A 14723-nucleotide genomic window follows, 5' to 3' on the forward strand; every position below is an offset into this window, starting at 1 on the left:
GGGGGCGGCCGGCCAGGTCCGGTACCGGGCGGCGGGCGCGGTCGGCGCGGCGGCGTAGCCCCTCGGCGGCCGGGCGGGCCAGCAGTGGGGTGACCAGCGCGGCGACCAGGGCGCCGAGCAGCACGCCAGCGGCCACGTCGTGCGGGTAGTGCACGCCCACGAAAACCCGGGAGAAGGCGGCCAGCGCGGCCAGCGGCAGCGCGACCAGACCGAGCCGGCGGGAGAGCAGCAGCGTGGTGACCGCCAGTGCTCCGGCCAGGGTGGCGTGATTGCTGGGGAACGACCAGTCGCCCGGTGGTGGGCAGGTGCCGGCGATGATGGCCCGGGCCATCGCACGACACGGCCGGTCTTCGTCCACCACGGTCTTGAGCCATTCGCTGCCCGCGTACGCCAAAAGGGTCGGCAGCGGCGCGACCAGGGCGAGTGCCCGGTCGTGCGGGCCGCCGGTCAGGCGGCCCAGCGCGGCCACCAGCAGGAGCGCGCCGAGCAGCAGGATCACCCCCTCGGTGCCGTGCCCGACGAGCCACTGCACGGGCTGCGGGCTGTCGGCCGCGACGTCGACCACGTCGCGGTACCACTCGGCGCTGATTCCCGGAACGTCCATGTCGCCAGTGTCGACCATGCATCACCTCACCAGATGTTCATACCTCGCTCATCTGGGAGAGAAGGTAGGAACGCGGCAGGGGGCAGCGCAGGAGTCGAAGGTCGGGACGTCCTCCCGACCTTCGTCCAGCAATCGCACAGCCGGCCCTGCTTGGCTGGAGAGGGACGCCGGCGCCACGGGAGGTTTCGTGCACACGAGTTCTGCCACCGATCAACCGTCGCCCGACGTCGGTGCGGTGGACGAGGAGACCTGGCGGATCCGACGCACGGCGGCCGACCTGGAGCGGCTGGGCGAGACCGAGTCGATCTTCGCGTTGGGCAACGGGTGGGTCGGTTGGCGTGGCGTCCTGGACGAGGGGGCGCCGTGCGGGATGCCGGGCAGCTACGTCAACGGTTTCCACGAGCGGCGCGAGGTGAGCCACCCCGAGGAGGGGTACGCCTTTCCGCAGGTCACCGACACTCTTGTCAGCGCACCGAACGCCGCACTGATCCGGCTCTGGGTCGACGACGAGCCGCTGGACATCCGCACCGGTACGCTGCGCCGCCACGAACGGGTGCTCGACCTGCGCGCCGGTGTGCTGCGCCGGGAGACGGAGTGGGTCTCGCCGGGCGGGCGGAGGGTGCGCATCCGCAGCACGCGGCTGGTGTCCCTGCCCCGCCGACCGGTCGCCGCCGTCCGGTACGAGGTGGAGGCGCTGGACGCCCCGGTCGAGCTTCGGGTCTGCTCGGACCTGTTGGCGAACGAGCGGGTGCCGGAGCGCTCGGACGACCCCCGGGCGGCCTCCGTGATCACCGACCCGCTGAACGCCGAGGCGTACCGCACGGCGGGGCTCGACGGGGTGTTGGTGCACCGCACCGAGCGCAGCGGCCAGCGCGTCGCCGTGGCCGTCAGCCACCTGTTGGATGCGCCGGACACGGTGACCGCCACCGGCGACTGCACCCCGGACCGGGTACGACTCACCGTCGCCGGCCGGCTCCAACCGGGCGAGCGGCTGCGGTTGACCAAGTTCGCCGCGTACGAGTGGGCGTCGGTCGACGGCACGCCCGCCGGTGAGTTGGCGGACCTGGTCACGGTCGAGGCGGACGCTGCCCGCGCGGATGGTTTCGACGCCCTGCTCGCCGACCAGCGCGCCACCCTGGACGCGGCCTGGCAGGCCTCCGACGTGCTGCTCGACGGCGACCCGGAACTCCAGCAGGCGATCCGGTTCGCGATTTTCCACCTGATCCAGGCCGGCCGCCCCGACTCCAACCGGACCATCCCGGCCAAGGGGCTGACCGGCAACGGCTACGACGGGCACGTGCTCTGGGACACCGAGAGCTACGTCCTGCCGGTGCTCACCTACCTGGCCCCGGCGGTGGCCCGCTCCGCGTTGAGCTGGCGGCACGCCCACCTGCCGGAGGCCCGGGAACGGGCGGCCGAGCTGCGGCTGACCGGCGCGACCTTCCCGTGGCGGACCATCGGCGGCCGGGAGTGCTCCGGCTACTGGCCGGCGGGCACGGCCGCGTTGCACGTCAACGCCGACATCGCCGACGCGGTGCTGCGCTATCTGGCGGCCACCGACGACCAGCGGTTCCTCGCCGAGGCGGGGCTGGAGCTGCTGGTGGAGACGGCGCGGCTCTGGCACGGCTTCGGCCACTGGTCGGACACCGGCGCCTTCCACCTGCACGGGGTGACCGGCCCCGACGAGTACGCCGCGCTGGTCGACGACAACGTCTTCACGAACCTGATGGCCCGGCGCAACCTGCGGGGCGCGGCGGACGCCGCCGAGCGCCATCCCGACCTGGCGGGCCGGCTCGGGGTGGAGCCGGCCGAGATCGCCGGCTGGCGGGCCGCCGCCGACGCGGTCTTCATCCCGTACGACCGTGCCCGTGGGGTGCACCAGCAGGCCGCCGGGTTCACCGAGCAGCCGGAGTGGGACTTCGCGAACACCGGCGAGGACGACTATCCGCTGCTGCTGCACTACCCGTACCTGGAGCTGTATCGCAAACAGGTGGTCAAGCAGGCCGATCTGGTGCTGGCCATGCAGCTCTGCCCGGGGGAGTTCACGGCCGAGGAGAAGGCCCGCAACCTGGCCTACTACGAGGCCCGCACGGTGCGTGACTCGTCGCTGTCGGCTTCACCGCAGGCCGTGCTGGCCGCCGAGGTCGGGCACCTCGACCTGGCGTACGACCTGTTCGCGGAGTCGGTGTCGCAGGACCTGGCCGACCTGGGCGACAAGACGGCCGACGGGCTGCACCTGGCCTCGCTGGCCGGGTCGTGGCTGGCGTTGGTGCAGGGCTTCGGCGGGCTGCGCGACGACCGGGGAGTGCTCTCCTTCGACCCCCGGCTGCCCCGGCGGATCGACCGGCTGGCGTTCAGCCTGCGCTGGCGTGGACATCGGCTGCGGGTCACGCTGACCCCGGCCGAGGCCCGCTACGAGCTGCCCGACGCGGGCCCGGACGCCACCGTCGAGGTGTGGCACCACGGTGAGCGGCTCCAGGTCACCGGTGCCACGCCGCTGACCCGGCCGATGCCGCCGGTGCCCGACCCCGGGCCCGAGCCGCACTCCCCACCCGGTCGCCGGCCCGCCCGCCGCTCGGCCGGCTGACCCGCCGGCGTGCGGGTCCTCTAGCGGATCCCGGGGCGGTCCGTTCAGGTCGGCGCCACGCCGCCGGCCATCCGCTCGCGGACGGCCTCCAGCGCCTCGAAGGCGTACGCCCAGTTGTGGCACTTGAAACTGCGCAGGCCGTCGATCGTGGTGTGGCAGTCGGCGCAGCGCACACCGGGGATAGCGTCCGGGATCTCGGTGTTGACGTACTTGCGCTCGCCGAGGATGACGGTGGCGATCATGGCCTTGTCGTGCAGGCCGGAGAGGGCCGACGAGACGATGTCGTACCAGGTGATGCGCCGGCCGCACTTCGGGCAGTCCGGTTCGTCGCCGCTGACCCAGAGCGGGGCGCCGATGCTGCGCGCCGGCATGCCGAGCAGCTTCTCCAGCCGCCGCACGTCCGATTCCGGGGTGGTCCACCGGTGCTGGCCGGGCAGCGACGCGGGCGAGTCGTACACGGCGCGGAACAGGTCGTGGTCGACCTGCACGGTCTCCCGCTGACTGGTCATCGGCGTCCCTCCTCGTTGGGTCGGTGGCCCCCCACCGTGGTCGGCGGTGACCAGGGGCGCAGCCGGATCAACGACACGAGGGGTCAGCGGGTCGTTCCGCCGGGTGCTAGACATCGGGATCCGACTTCGCCGTCGAAGGGACCCGTCGTGACCGATCAACCAGCCTTCACCACGACCGACGCCACCGCCCGACCCAACGTCGCCCGGATGTACGACTACTTCCTCGGCGGCAGCCACAACTTCGCCGCCGACCGGGCCGCCGCCGACCGGGTGCTGGAGATCTTCCCGGAGACCGGGGTCGCCGCCCAGACCAACCGGCACTTCCTGCGCCGGGCTGTCCGGTACGCCGCCGAGCAGGGCGTCCGCCAGTTCCTGGACATCGGGGCCGGGTTGCCCACCCAGGGCACCGTGCACGAGGTGGTGCAGACGGTGGCGCCCGAAGCGCGGGTGGTCTACGTGGACTACGACGAGGTCGCCGTCTCGTACGCCGGCCAGCTGCTGGCCGGCGTACCCGGAACCGCGGTCGTCCAGGGCGACCTGCGCCGGCCGGACGAGCTGCTGGCCCACCCGGACGTGCGGGCCACGCTCGACCTGGACCGCCCGGTGGCGGTGCTGCTGCTCGCGGTCCTGCACTTCGTGCCGGACGACGACGACCCGTGGGCGGCGATCGCACGGCTCCGCGACGCCACCGTGCCCGGCAGTCACCTGGTGCTGTCCCACCTGACGCTGGACGGCATCCCGCCGGAGCTGGCCGAGCGCGGGCAGGCCGTGTACCGGAACAGCACCGCCCCGCTGGTGCCCCGCACCCACGCCGAGACGCTGCGCTTCTTCGCCGGGTACGACCTGGTGGAACCCGGCCTGGTGGAGACCACCCGGTGGCGGCCGGACGACGAGGCGAAGGCCGTGGATTCGCACGGCTACGCCGGGGTCGGCGTCGTCAGCCGGCCCGCCGCCGACAACCGCCGGATCACCGCCGCGTGCGGAACGGCGTGACTGGTACGACCGGCCATACCGGTGGTCGTGGTGGCGGTGAAGAGCGAGTTGAGCAGCGCTTCCTCGACCGAGTCCAGGACGGCGGCGAACACCGGGTTGATCTCCCCGTCGGGGATGGGACGCTGGTCCGGCTGTGCCGTGCTGAACGCGATCGCGTAGTCGCCGCTGCCGTTGCTGTAGGACGCACCGACCCGGGCCATCGCGAAGACCGCCCGCCGGGCGAGCCGCCCGAGCTGGCGGGCGTCCAGGGGTACGTCGGTGGCCACCACGATCATGCAGGAGTTGCCGGCTGGATCGCCCCGATCGGCGCCCGGTAGCAGCTCCTCGGCCGGCAGCGGGACGCCCAGGGCGGTCAGCACGCCGCCGAAGTTGGACTGGACGAGGGCACCCACGCTGGCCGGACGGTCCGCCACCCGTACCGTCCGCGACGAGGTGCCGATGCCGCCCTTGAAACCCAGCGTCGTGGTGCCGGTGCCGGCTCCGACACAGCCCTCCGCCGGCGCCTCGCCGGACGCCCCGTTGACGGCGGCCAGCACGTGTCCCTCGTTGATCGGGCGGCGGCAGATGTCGGAGAGGTGGCCGTCGTTCGTCTCGCCCACCAGGGGGTTGAACGACACGCCCTCGGGTCGACGGCCCATCAGGTACGTCAGCAGCGCGTCCGCCGCCCGGAAGACGGAGAGCGTGGCGGTCAGGACGATCGGTGACTCCAGGACGCCGAGTTCGTCCACCTGTGTCGAGCCGACGAGTTTTCCGTGGCCGTTCCCGGAGTACACGGCGGCCGGCATGGTCCACCGTCCGGCGCCGAGTTGGCTCGGCACGACGGCGGTGACGCCGGTGTGCAGGTCAGCGCCGTCGTCGATGGTCGTGTGCCCGACCAGGATGCCGGCGACGTCGGTGATCGCGTTGTGCCGGCCGGTCGGCAGTGGCCCGATGACGATCCCCAGGTCGCGGGCGCGTCTGCTCAGCTGGTCCATGGTGCTCCTGTTGTCGGGATGGCTCCGGCTAGTCGGGTGGTGACGGCGGCTCGGGTGGCCGCCCTCTCTGGTGGACGGTGTCGGAGATGGCGACCCCCGCCAGGACCGCGCTGGCGGCGAGAGCGGCCAGGAGCGGCGGTACGAGGAGCATGACCGGTGCCAGGGCGGCCAACGCCAGCAGCCCGATCGGTCGATCCCGGGACACCCGGCCGAAGACCGCGTACTCGAAGCGGGCGCGCCCGACCAGGAACAGCGCGGGCCCGCCGAGGATGACCGCTGTCCAGGCCGTCTGCGGGTGCCCGGAGGGGTGGGCGATGACGAGTTCGGCGCCGACCGCGGTGACGACGACGCCGGCCACCATGACCAGGTGGGCGTAGAACGCCGACAGCCCGAGACGGGCGGGGTCGGAGGATCCTGCGATGGCCGCCGCCGACAACTCCCCGGCGCGGAAGATGTAGATGCGCCAGAGCAGCACCGTGGTGGCGATCGACACCACGAACGCCGTGGTCCGGTCGGGCGCGAAGCCCTTGCCGCCGAAGGTCGAGGCGGAGACCAGGATCAACTCGCCGAGCGCGATGATGAAGAACTGCCGGTGGCGCTCGGCAAGGTGCTCGGCCGCGCTCGGCAACTCGGAGGTCGGCGAGCGACCCAGGCCCGGTGTGGGATAGCGGAGTTTGCCGGCCAGGTAGTCGAGAACCACCGCCAGCGTCCACAGTGCCTTCCGGGCGGTGCCGTGCACCAGCGCCCCGGCGACCCACGGCACGGCGGAGACGCCGAACCAGACAAGCGTCCGTACCGCACCGCGCTGTGACTCGTGGCCCCGCAGGGCGAGCAGAAGGACGACGCTGCGACCGACCTGGATGGCGAGGTACGCGCCCGCGAAGACCAGGCCCTGCGCGCCGAATGCCGTCGGTAGCGCGACAGCCATCACCAGGCTGCCGATCAGGGCCGCGATGATCAGCAGCTGGATCGCCGGCCGCTGCGGGTTGAACCGGTCCGGAACAGTGGCCGTGTTGCACCAGACCCACCACGCCGCCAGCAGCAACACCAACGTGTGGAAGGCGCCGGGCCACGTGAGGTCCTGTCGGAGCACCTGCGAGAGCTGGGCGAGCACATAGACGTACGCCAGGTCGAAGAACAGCTCCAGGAACGTTGCCTGTTGCGGATCCTCGGGCTTCCGCAGCAGCCTGCCCGCCCTGCTCGTCGTCATCGTCGCCCGTCCTGTGGCCTTCTGCCCGCGTTGAGGCATTCGTACCACGCGGCAGTGCCCGATGAACCCGGTCTGCGGCCGTGCCGGCGTTACGCGATCGGCCTGTCGCTCCGGTCCTCGCTTCTCAGGGCAGGTCGCTGTTACGGCCCGGCAGGCTGTTCGACGGAGTTGAGGTGGTGCGCGGTGCTGGCGAACGATCGGATGAGCTCCGTCTCGTTGCCGGTGCGCCAGATCAGTCCCCATCGGGCCGCTGGCGCGTCGCGGATGGGCACATAGGCGATGTCTGGCCGCGCGTAGTAGCGGGCGGCCTGGGCGTGGACGGGCGAGACGGCTTCGCCCGTGGCGAGGATCGGGATCATCTCCTGAAAGTTGGAGACGGACGGGCCGATGCGGATCAGACGCCCGCTGGGTGTGCGTACGGGCACCAACACCTCCCGCCAGTAGTCGGGCCGGGCCCCACCCATGACCGTCTGGTCTGCCAGATCCTCGTAGGAGACCGACTCGCGACTGGCTAGTGGGTGGACTGTCCCAACTGCCAGCACGACGGGTTCGGTGTAGATGACCGGGCCGACGGTGAGGTCCGGCTCCCTGACCGGCAGCCAGACGATCTGCATGTCGATGTCCCCGGCTCGCAGCCGGCCGAAGGGATCGCCGAAGTCGACATGTCGTACCTGCACCTCGCACCCGGGGTGATCTTTTGCGAACGCGTCGAACAAGCCGCGGAAATCCTGAAGATTGACGGCGATGGACCCGATTCTCAGGACGCCGGTCTTGCCGCGAGCGGCGAGCCTGGCCCGATCCATGCCGTCACACAGTCCCCGGTACATGGGCTGGATGTCGGCGACGAGTCGTTGGCCGATCGGTGTCAGTGCCACGTGCCGATTGTTGCGCTCGAACAGGGCGGCACCGATCCGGCGTTCCTGTTTCTTGATTGCCTGGCTGACCCGGGCCTGGGTCACATGCAACCGCTCAGCGGTGCGGGTGAAGTGCAGTTCCTCCGCCAGGGTGAGAAATATTTCGATGTCCCGAAGTTCCGTCACATTCCCTGTCTCATGCATTAGCGAAGGGTTATGGCACGTTACCAAACGTGATCTTGCACCCGGGGACTTCTCCGCGCACGCTGATGGGCGCCGGAGCGATCAACAGCATCCGGCAGCTCAGCCAAGGAGACGTTCGTGCGCAAGCTCGTGTACTACATCGCCACAACCCTGGATGGTTTCATCGCCGGTCCCGACGGCGCTGACCCCACCGGCCCGGGCGGGTTCTGGCCGATTCCGGACGACTACCTGCACCACCTCGTCGCCGAGTATCCGGAGACCCTGCCGGGTCCGGTCAGGCAGGCGTTCGGCATCGCCGACGAGGGCACCCGGTTCGACACCGTCCTGGAAGGGCGCCACTCCTACGAGGTGGGGCTGAAGGCCGGCGTGACCGACGCCTATCCGCACCTGCGCCACCTGGTGTTCTCGCGCACGCTGGACAGGAGTCCGGACCCAGCCGTGGAGGTCATGTCCGAGGACCCGATCGCCACGGTGCGTGAGCTCAAGCGGCACGACGGCAAGGACGTCTGGGTGATCGGCGGCGGCGCACTGGCCGGCGCTCTCTACCCCGAAATCGATCAGCTGATCGTCAAGCTCGCTCCGTTGACCATCGGCGCCGGCATTCCGCTGTTCGGCCACGGCGCCGTCTTCGCACCGCGCACCTGGCGCCTCACCGACCACACCGTCCTGGACAGCGGCGCACTCTTCCTGACCTACACCCGCACACCGGCTGGAAACGAGTCAGCATGACCAGCAGCACAATCCCCGGCGGCGCCACTATCCGTCCCATCAAGGGGCCGGACGAGATCGCCCTGTTCAACCGTCTGCCGTACACCATCAACCACGAACTCGCCGACGACCTCGCCGAGCGACGCCGCCGACCCGAGTGGATGTGGGTGGCCCTGCACGGCGACCGCCTGCTGGCCAGACTGGCCTGGTGGGGGCGCAGCGGCGACAGCACCCCGATGCTGCTGGACATCCTCGACGTCGACGAGGGCGCCGAGGACCTGACCGAGGTGGCGCAGGCGCTGTACGAGACGGCCGCGAAGCAGGTCCTGCCATCCGGCGCCATCCCGCCCGAGTACGGTCGCTTCGTCCCGGCGGACTGGCGCGAGGACCCGGCCACGTACCGGGCGGTGCGACTGAGGATGGGCGTCCTCGAGAGCGGCGGTGCACGCCTGACGGTCGAACGGCTGCGCCTGGAATGGCGCCCCGGAGCCGGCCTGCCCACGCCCGACCAGCGCCTGGCCTTCCGTCCGGCCGGCGACACCGACGAGCTGGTCGCGCTGATGACCCGCACCCTGGACGGGACCCTGGACGCGCACAGCCGGATGGACCTGGCGCAGATGTCCCCGGACGAGGCCGCCGTCAAGCACTACGAGCAGGAACTGGCCACCTACTCCAGCCCTCGTCAGTGGTGGCGCATCGCCACGTTGGGCGAGGACGGCGAGCCCGTCGGGTTCGTCGTCCCGGCACGCAACGCCTACCACCCGGTGATCGCCTATCTTGGCGTCGTCCCGGCTCACCGGGGCCACGGCTACGTCGACGGCCTTCTCGCCGAAGGCACCCGCATTCTGGCCGCCGAGAACGTCCCACGCATCCGCGCCGCCACCGACCTGGGTAACGCCCCCATGGCGAACGCCTTCGCCCGCGCGGGCTACGTCAACTTCGAGCGCGCCATCAACATGGCTTGGCAGTGAGCGGGCCACAGAACCCTGTCCGCTGACGTACTGCTGACGTCCAGGGGGCGGCGCGGCTTCCCTGGCGCGGGCATACTTCCGCTCGTGGGTGACAGGACACGGCGAATGGCGTCCGGCGCGGTGGTGCTCCTGGTTGTGGCACTGGTGGGCGGCGCGTTGTGGCACCTCGTCAACCATCTGGAGGGCCAGCTCAGGGACAAGATCGGCGGTGCCGTCGACCTTCGGAGGAGCGCGCTCCACGAGAGCGCGGTCGCCGACGCTGCGGAGAAGGTCGACAGGGTCCTCTTCCGGTTCGAGTACGACCACCTCTACCAGGCTGACAAGTACGCGCACTCCGCGGGCCAACACTCGGACGTCAAGGTCCTCGCGGTCAGCGGCGAGACGCACTGGCAGACCGGCGTGAGCCTGGTGCTCCAGGTGGCCGGTCATGGCGTGGAGATCGGCGCGGACGGCTCAGTGATCAACGAACGCGACGAGCAGATCTGCTTTCGTATCCAGCTCGGCCCGGAGAACGACACCCGCGACAACGACATCCCCTGCCCGACGGGAGCTCCGGTACCGGTCACCAAGGACCCGTCGCTCGCCGGCGTCGATGACCGCCTGAAGAGCGCCCTGCAGCCCGCCGGCTCGAACGAAGCCGCCGTCCGCGCGGCCATCGTCGGCCTGCGGCTCGACCCGGCGATCCGCCAGGACATCGCCGCGCGGGAGGGCACGGTTGGTATCGCCTTGCGAGCCTCGCAGTACGACTGCATCCTGGCCCGCGTCACCTCGAAGGGAGCGGAGCTCTGGCGGCCCTCGCACACCCAGCTGGCCCCGGGCGAGATGAGCTGCACTGCGGAGACCGCCTTGAGCAGCGCTTTCGGAAAGTACCCGCACTGACACAGGGCCCGGGGCAGTGATCCGGGAGGGCACCGGTGGCCTCGCCGCCTTCTGGCTGGTGCGTCACGGTGAGCCGATCGAGCAGCAGCCGGTGGTGTTCCTCGGTTCCGAGGGCCAGATCGGGCTCGTGGCGCAGAACCTGTGGGCCTATCTGTGGCTTCTCGCCGACGGCTTCGGCCCGTGGGAGGCAACGGAATATCCCGACCACGAACATGAGCCCCGTCCGGACGCCCGCCGGACGGAGATCGCGGAACGCTGGGCACCGGCACATCGCACGTCGGCGGGTGAGGTCATCACCGCAGCGCGCGATGAGTTCCCCGGCTTTGAGGAACTGATCGACTCGCTGTGTCGATAGCCGGCGTGCAGCACTCCGCCCCTTCGCCGCAGCCGACCGGCGTCCGGTTCACGGTGCCGCCGGAAGGGCCGAGCCCGCCGGCCGGGTGGGTTCCCCCACCCGGCCGGCGTCCGGACCCGTCCTGGAAGCCGGCCTCGGAAGGCTGGCATTGGTGGGTGCCCTCTGGGACTGACCGTCTCAGTGCTTCTTGAACACCGGCATGGTGTCCAGCGTGGTGGTGATGTTCTGCGTGGTACCGCCCCGATACGTCTTCCCGGTGAAGATGTCGGTCCAGTTGTTGCCCGGCGGGAACCACACCGACGTCGTGGCGGTGTCGCCGGGCGTCGTCACCGGTGCCACCAGGTAGTCCGGGCCGTAGAGGTACTCGGAACCGGCGGTGGCGTACGCGGCCTGCTCATTCGGGTATGCCAGGTACATCGAGCGGACGATGGGCGTACCCGTGCGAGTGGCCTCCTGGGCAGCGGCGTAGGTGTACGGCAGCAGCTTCTCCCGCAGGTTCAGGAACTTCTTGGCCGACGCTTCCGCCACCGGGCCGTACTGCCAGGGCAGCCGGTCGCTGTGGTTGGAGTGCAGCCGGTCGATCGGCTGGAACGTACCGAACTGGACCCACCGGGCGTAGAGGTCGTCGGGGAGTTTGGTGCTGCCTGGTTCGCTGCCCGGCTCCTGGAGGCCGCCCGTGTGCCCGCCGATGTCGTGGCTGACCGCAGCCAGCCCGGTCGCGGCCGACTCGCCCGGCGTGTAGCCGACCTCCATCTGCAGGGTCTGCCAGTCGGAGGTGGTGTCGCCGGTGAAGTGCAGCGTGGTGCGCTTGTCGGCCCATGGTCCGGTCGACACCGGGGTTGGGCTGCCGTAGCCGCCGGCCTGCAGCGAGCCGTACGCCCGGGAGAACGCGAAACCGGTCTTGTCGGCGTACTGCTGATTGATCCATGCGTCCGGAGTCACCCCGGCGAGCGAGGACTTCGTGTTGTCGCAGCACCAGTCCAGCCACCAGAGGTCCGGGCCCTTGCTGCCCTTCGGCACCATCCCGTCGTGGAGCTGCATGTACGCCTTGAGCTGGTCCGGGTCGCCGAAGTCGAACGCGTAGCAGTCGGCACCGCCGTTGCAGCCGACGCGCTGCAGCTTGCCCTTCGCGGTGGCCTGCGCCTGCGCGAACTTCGGGTCCGAGCCGAGGATGCTGGGGTGGATGTTGATGCCGGTGTGCAGGCCCTGCTTCCTGGCCCAGTCGAAGAACGCCTTCGGGTCGGGGATCCGGGTGGGGTCGATGCTCCAGCCGTTCCACCTGTCCGGCGCCTTGATGTCGGTGTCGAGAACAAGCACATCCATCGGCACACCCTCGGCCTTGGCCCGCGCCACCAGGTTCTGGAACTCGGTCGCGGTGCGGTCGTAGTACTCGGAGTACCACACCCCGTACGCCCACTTCGGCAGCAGCTTCGTAGGCCCGGTCAGGATCGACAGGTCCTTCAAGCCGCGGGTGAAGTCCTGCCCGTACGCGAAGACGTAGCCGTCCTGCTCGGCGGCGGGCCGGGGCTTGGTGTTGCTCAGGGCCGAGGCCGAGTCGTCGAGCAGGTACCAGCCGTCCTGGTAGAGCAGGCCCGGAGCGGTGAGCGCGAAACCGTCCACGCCGTCCAGGCCCCGGCGGTAGCCGCCGAGCGGCGCGTGCGGGGCGAGCAGCGGGGAGTCCGCGCTCGTGACGGCGACCGTGTCCACGTTGACGTTGCAGCTGGCATCCGTGGGGCACGCCAGCGTCACCGTGTTGGTGCCGCGGCTGAGATGGACCGGGACGGAAACGGTGTTCCAGTAGTCCCAGCCGCTGGTCGGCGGAAGGGTCGCCGTGACCGGCGCCGCCGAACCCGCCGTGATGGACATGGTGCGCGCCTGGCTCGGCTGGGAGCCGGCCTGACCGTTGGCGTAGCGGATCTGCACCTGGTAGTCACCTGCGGACGGAACATCCGTCACGGTGAGCGCGACGGCGGACGCGGTGCTCTCCAGGCCGGCCAGGAATCCCGTACCGGAAGCGCCGTTGTGGTCGTTCGCGGGCCTCGCGCCGCCCGTCAGCGCGCCGGTCTCCGCCTCGCCCAGCGTGCCGAACCGCAGGGGCTGCGGCTGTGGCGTGGCCGGCGCCGGGAACGGATCGCCCGGGTCGACCACCGCGAGGCTGTCGATGTTCACATTGCCGGAGTCGTTGGGACCCCGCACGACGCTGATCTCGTGCCGGCCCGCGGTGAGGTCGACCGGCACGCTGGCCAGGCCCCAGGTGTCCCAGTTCGCGGTGGGCGGCAGCGTCAGCGTGCGGCCGGCGTCGCCGTCGACCTGAACCGTCAGGGTGCGGGCCACGGTCTGGCCGTCACCGCCGGCGCTGTTGGCGTACCGAACGGTGAGCTGCTTCGTGCTGTTCTCTGGAGCATCGAGCGCGAACGTGACCGAGTCGCCGGACGAGGTGAAACCGGCCGCGAAGCCCCGCCCGGTGTATCCCCGGTGGTCGGTGGCCACGCCGGGACCGCTCAGCTGCAGCGATTCGGTCTCGCAGAGCGCGCCCAACGTGCAGTCCGGAGCACTGTGGCCGGCCCAGGGCCGGCCCTGCACGACCTGCTTGCCGGTCTTGAGCTGCACCGTGAGGTTGTCGGCGGTGAACGTGCCCGAGCCAACCTGGTAACGCAACGTCATCGCGCCGGTGTCGATGGTGAGCCAGCCGTGATCGATGTGCTTCGTGAAACGCGTACGGGGGAAGTCATGGCGTCCGACGGCGTTGAACGTGGCGGCGTCGGTGAACCTGCCGTCCTTCTGGTACTCGGTCCGGATCAGGGTCGGGGACAGCACTTCGAAACGTGCGTTGCCCGACCGGACGGCTTCGTCTTTCGCCTGGTTGTGGCTGGCCTGGACCGGCGCGGACGGAGCGAGTATCAGCCCTGTGATGAGGATGCCGGCCGCGGCGGCTGCTGTCGCGCCGCGGCGGCGTGAACTCCGATAGAGCAAGGTGCGCTCCTCGTCTCATATGGAGGAAATGAGTCGATGACAACGCTGTCACTTGACCGAAACGCATGTCAACGGACCTTGGAGAGTGTCCCTTCTCTCTTCCGTCAGCGGTCGTACCCGGCAACTTCACCGCTTCTGGGATCGGCGCTGCGACACGGGAGTCCGGCGGATCACCGTCCGGGACGCCCGGCGGACCTGCGCCTCGCTCCTGGCTGACCTGGACGTGCACCCGCGGGGCGATGCAGATGGTTCGGGACGCGCAGTTCGCCATCTCCAACGGCCCCCTAAAGGGCCGCTGACCTGCGTAGAAGTGGGCCGCCAGGGACTCGAACCCTGAACCTATGGATTAAAAGTCCACAGCTCTGCCATTGAGCTAGCGGCCCGCGCGCTCAGGTTACCGGACGGTGCCCGTCGACGGCTCTCGGCTTCCGGCCGGCCGTCGATGCCTGCTCGGCGCCGTGCATGGGTGCGGGCGGGTGGGGAACCGGGATGGGCATGAGACTGAGCAGCACCCCGGCGGTGGCGGCGTCGGGCGAGGAGATCGGGCCGGACAACGTACGCGGGCCGGCTGGCGAGGTGCACGCGTGGCTGCCCGGCCAGAACCAGACCGTCTGCGGGTTGGCGCTCAGCCGGACCCGGTTGCGTCGCTTTCCGCACGTGCGCTTCGACTACTCGGGCACCGACGTTCTCACCGAGGCCGACCCGATTGGTTGGATCTGCCCGCGCTGCCTGGCGGCCACTACCGGCCGGCGGGAGAACGAGAAGCACGGCTGGGTGCGGCAGTCGCCCCGCCCTTGATCCACTCGGCATCAAGGAAGTCGGGCTGTCCCGGCCGCTCGGACAGCCCGACTTCCAGGAAACCGAGTCGATCAAGCGCCGCGCCGCGGCGGACCGCGCCGGAC

At 70.5% G+C, this 14723-nt stretch carries 13 protein-coding genes and 1 tRNA gene; 7 read left to right on the top strand and 7 right to left on the bottom strand.

What is annotated here, in order from left to right; all coding sequences use genetic code 11:
- Positions 1-604, bottom strand: a 604-nt coding sequence (locus DKT68_RS07560) for a phosphatase PAP2 family protein (RefSeq protein WP_236646770.1), incomplete at its 3' end; no start/stop codon positions are given.
- A gap of 187 nt (positions 605-791) precedes the next feature.
- Between DKT68_RS07560 and DKT68_RS07565 the strand changes: the two genes are divergently transcribed.
- Entirely contained in the window at positions 792-3191 is a 2400-nt protein-coding gene (locus tag DKT68_RS07565) for a glycoside hydrolase family 65 protein (protein ID WP_109816697.1), read from the top strand.
- Between the two features lie 44 nt (positions 3192-3235).
- Here the strand turns inward: DKT68_RS07565 and DKT68_RS07570 are convergent, their stop codons facing one another.
- On the bottom strand, positions 3236-3700 hold the full coding sequence (locus DKT68_RS07570) for a hypothetical protein (RefSeq protein WP_109816698.1): 465 nt from the start codon (positions 3698-3700) through the stop codon (positions 3236-3238).
- A gap of 207 nt (positions 3701-3907) precedes the next feature.
- Here DKT68_RS07570 and DKT68_RS07575 point away from each other — a divergent pair, with 207 nt between their 5' ends.
- A complete protein-coding gene (locus DKT68_RS07575; RefSeq protein ID WP_236646774.1) occupies positions 3908-4693 on the top strand; it encodes an SAM-dependent methyltransferase in 786 nt (261 codons plus the stop codon).
- Here the strand turns inward: DKT68_RS07575 and DKT68_RS07580 are convergent.
- From DKT68_RS07580 to DKT68_RS07590, 3 genes are all read right to left on the bottom strand, one after another.
- Positions 4618-5667, bottom strand: coding sequence for a P1 family peptidase (locus DKT68_RS07580; protein ID WP_109816700.1), 1050 nt, complete (start codon positions 5665-5667; stop codon positions 4618-4620). The genes DKT68_RS07575 and DKT68_RS07580 overlap by 76 nt on opposite strands.
- A 28-nt stretch (positions 5668-5695) precedes the next feature.
- Positions 5696-6877, bottom strand: coding sequence for a low temperature requirement protein A (locus DKT68_RS07585; RefSeq protein WP_109816701.1), 1182 nt, complete (start codon positions 6875-6877; stop codon positions 5696-5698).
- Between the two features lie 140 nt (positions 6878-7017).
- A complete protein-coding gene (locus DKT68_RS07590; RefSeq protein ID WP_236646771.1) occupies positions 7018-7917 on the bottom strand; it encodes a LysR family transcriptional regulator in 900 nt (299 codons plus the stop codon).
- 135 nt (positions 7918-8052) lie between these two features.
- On the opposite strand from DKT68_RS07590, the gene DKT68_RS07595 reads away from it, so the two are divergent.
- From DKT68_RS07595 to DKT68_RS07610, 4 genes are all read left to right on the top strand, one after another.
- Positions 8053-8664 (top strand): dihydrofolate reductase family protein, encoded by a 612-nt coding sequence (locus tag DKT68_RS07595; RefSeq protein ID WP_109816703.1) that lies wholly within the window; start codon positions 8053-8055, stop codon positions 8662-8664.
- Positions 8661-9614, top strand: a complete 954-nt coding sequence (locus tag DKT68_RS07600; protein ID WP_109816704.1) for a GNAT family N-acetyltransferase — start codon at positions 8661-8663, stop codon at positions 9612-9614. The genes DKT68_RS07595 and DKT68_RS07600 overlap by 4 nt, the downstream gene beginning before the upstream one ends.
- A 105-nt stretch (positions 9615-9719) precedes the next feature.
- A complete protein-coding gene (locus tag DKT68_RS07605) occupies positions 9720-10493 on the top strand; it encodes a hypothetical protein (protein ID WP_109816705.1) in 774 nt (257 codons plus the stop codon).
- 16 nt (positions 10494-10509) lie between these two features.
- A complete protein-coding gene (locus DKT68_RS07610; RefSeq protein ID WP_201748942.1) occupies positions 10510-10848 on the top strand; it encodes a hypothetical protein in 339 nt (112 codons plus the stop codon).
- Positions 10849-11025: 177 nt separating this feature from the next.
- Here the strand turns inward: DKT68_RS07610 and DKT68_RS07615 are convergent, their stop codons facing one another.
- Entirely contained in the window at positions 11026-13665 is a 2640-nt protein-coding gene (locus DKT68_RS07615; RefSeq protein WP_236646772.1) for a TIM-barrel domain-containing protein, read from the bottom strand.
- A 467-nt stretch (positions 13666-14132) separates the two neighbouring features.
- Positions 14133-14204: transfer RNA gene (locus tag DKT68_RS07625), tRNA-Lys, on the bottom strand.
- Between the two features lie 106 nt (positions 14205-14310).
- Here DKT68_RS07625 and DKT68_RS07630 point away from each other — a divergent pair.
- Entirely contained in the window at positions 14311-14619 is a 309-nt protein-coding gene (locus DKT68_RS07630) for a hypothetical protein (RefSeq protein WP_236646773.1), read from the top strand.
- Positions 14620-14723: the final 104 nt, after the last annotated feature.

Origin of the sequence: Micromonospora acroterricola (assembly GCF_003172955.1) — a bacterium.
Taxonomy (GTDB): Bacteria; Actinomycetota; Actinomycetes; order Mycobacteriales; family Micromonosporaceae; genus Micromonospora; species Micromonospora acroterricola.